Here is a 2,675-nt window from a genome sequence, read left to right as displayed (position 1 = left end):
GCATGAATGCCTTTTCGTCTAATACAAATCACAAAAATTATAAAAATAAGCCATTAAACTCTTTTTTTGTTTTAAAGCCTCAAAATGTTATACTTACTTCTTTAAATCCAGCACATCTTGCATATCGTAAAGACCTGCTGGTTTATCTTTTAGCCACTGCGCAGCCCTTACAGCACCTGATGCAAAGGTCAGTCTCGACGCAGCTTTATGTGTTAATTCAAGCCTTTCCCCCATTGTCGCGAAGTAAGCTGTATGTTCGCCTACTATATCACCCGCTCTGAGGACCGAATATCCGATTTCTTGTTGTGATTTCGCTTCATGATTTTGACTTCGATCGTAAACCGCAACATCATCATGTTGCCAGCCTTTAGCTTCTGCAATTGCCTCTCCGATAGCGAGCGCGGTTCCCGAGGGGGCGTCTATTTTGTTGCGATGATGCGCTTCAAAGATTTCAATATCCATGTCGTCAGCCAGCTTTTGAGCGGCTGTTTGTACAAGATTAAGCAGCAGATTAATGCCAACGCTATAGTTTCGAGAAAACACAATTGGGATATCTTTTGCGGCTTCCGCCAACTGCGCCATTTCACTTGCTGTCAGTCCAGTAGTACCAATCACCATTGGTTTTTTAGCGGCAATTGCAGCTGATAAATGCTGCTTCATACCCTCTGGCAAAGTAAAGTCTATTAATACATCAACATTTTCAAGCTTACTTTGCTCGGAACTAAAACAGATATTTGCGTCTGCTTGAGGCTGCAATTGATTAACTGCTTTATCAAGATATTGTGAACTATCTCGTACAAAAGCGTTGCCCAGCTCTACTTCTTGCGACAAATAGCAGGCTTCTATCAATGCTAACCCCATTCTGCCATTCGCACCGTAAATACCTATTCTTGTCATACGTTACCCTTTTTATTTGCGATATTGATTATCCGAAAGGCAGCAACGATGGCTAACCGGATAATGGAAATGTGTTTTTGCGGGAGTAGAGTTTACCGTATCTGTGTGTCATAGTCAGTTAAGTTGAAAATAATAAAACATTAGACTTTAGACGTCTAAACATATAAACTGCCGCGCTCGCTCACCTATTGAAGTTGAGAGATTTTCATCTTATACCAATTGCATTAAGTAAAAGGGCTATTTTGAAGCGGAGAAATAGCTTTAGTAGCTAGGCAAAAATTTTGCTATTTAGTTGTTCTAAATGAGAAATTTTTAACGACGCTAATATGCTAATTCACCCTTCAAATTGGTTGGAGAATTAATACAATTGGTATCAGGTGTGTTGTGCGGTTTTACAGCTAACTATTGGCTGTGCTTTATTGTTGGGGAGTGCTATGCAACCAAATTACAATCAAACAAAGGCAAAACTATCACTATTGCCGCTGTTGACCTTTGTAGGGATTTTTCTTGGCGCAGGATTGTATTTGCAATCGCAAGGCGTTGATTATGCGTTTTATCAATTAAAAGCTCCTGTCGCGATTTTACCAGCCATCGTTCTCGCTTTTTTACTTAATAAAGATACCATCAACCGCAGTGTCGAAACTTTTATTCAAGGCGCGGGACACAGCAATATCATCACCATGTGCCTCATCTATTTATTAGCAGGTGCTTTCTCTGCAGTTGCAAGTGCCACAGGCGGCGTTGACGCTGTAGTTAACGCTGGTTTATCACTTATTCCTCCGGCATTTTTATTACCCGGCTTGTTTCTTATATCTGCTGTCGTCTCTACTGCAATGGGAACCTCTATGGGTACAATTGGAGCAATTGGACCTATTGCTGTTGCAGTCGCGATGAAAACCGGAATTGATCCGGCACTTATGGCCGGCACTATAGTATCAGGTGCAATGTTTGGCGATAACCTATCTATTATTTCTGACACCACAATTGCAGCCACACGAACCCAAGGCTGTGAAATGAAAGATAAATTTAGAGAGAACCTTAAGATAGCCCTGCCAGCTGCATTTTTGACTGTTTTGTTGTTGGTATTTTTAACTCCAGAGCCGCAGGTTGTAGAAACCAAGCCGTTTGATTGGTTATTAGTTTTGCCATATGCCTTTATCTTGGTCTTGGCAGTGATTGGTATCAATGTTTTTGTTGTGCTCTTTAGTGGCATCGTATTTGCCGGCTGTATGGGCTTTGTAGGTGACTATCAAGGCGCTGCGTTCTTAAACGATATTTATAAAGGCTTTAGTGATATGCAAGAGATTTTCTTGCTCTCTATGTTCATTGGTGGTTTATCTGAATTTATTCGTATCAATGGTGGCCTAGACTTTTTAGCCAAACAGATCCAAAAAATCACCAGCATTATCGCAAAATGGCACCGCCAAGTTGCTGATCAACTCGGTATTGCAGCGCTAGTGTTAACTAGTAATCTATGTATTGCAAATAACACTGTAAGTATTATTGTCGCAGGTCCAGTTGCTAAAAAGCTAGCTGAAGACGGAAAAATTTCAGCTAAGCGTTCTGCAAGCTTACTGGATATTTTTGCGTGTGTTATGCAAGGCTCTTTACCCTATGGCGCACAGGCACTGTTACTTGGGGCTACTTTTAAAATCAGCCCTTGGGATGTATCTAGTTCATCTTATTACTGTTTTATTCTGGCGTTCACTGCCATTGGCGTTATTTGCTTGAGAAGAAATAAAGCATAATTTATTTATTTTAAGCGCCCAACTTTGGGC

2 protein-coding genes are annotated in these 2,675 nt (G+C 40.8%); one reads left to right on the top strand and one right to left on the bottom strand.

Annotated elements, in window-relative coordinates:
• Nucleotides 1-93 precede the first annotated feature (93 nt).
• Nucleotides 94-897 carry a 4-hydroxy-tetrahydrodipicolinate reductase gene (gene dapB, locus L1D50_RS22525; protein WP_128728351.1) on the bottom strand — a complete coding sequence of 268 codons (804 nt, stop codon included), beginning with the start codon at nucleotides 895-897 and terminating at the stop codon, nucleotides 94-96.
• Between the two features lie 434 nt (nucleotides 898-1,331).
• Between dapB and L1D50_RS22520 the strand changes: the two genes are divergently transcribed.
• Complete coding sequence (locus L1D50_RS22520) at nucleotides 1,332-2,645, top strand: Na+/H+ antiporter NhaC family protein (protein ID WP_239966890.1); 1,314 nt, start codon at nucleotides 1,332-1,334, stop codon at nucleotides 2,643-2,645.
• Nucleotides 2,646-2,675 lie beyond the last annotated feature (30 nt).

Source organism: Pseudoalteromonas sp. Isolate6 (genome assembly GCF_022398435.1).
GTDB classification, from domain to species: Bacteria; Pseudomonadota; Gammaproteobacteria; order Enterobacterales; family Alteromonadaceae; genus Pseudoalteromonas; species Pseudoalteromonas galatheae.
This window is presented reverse-complemented; position numbering and strand designations above follow the sequence as displayed.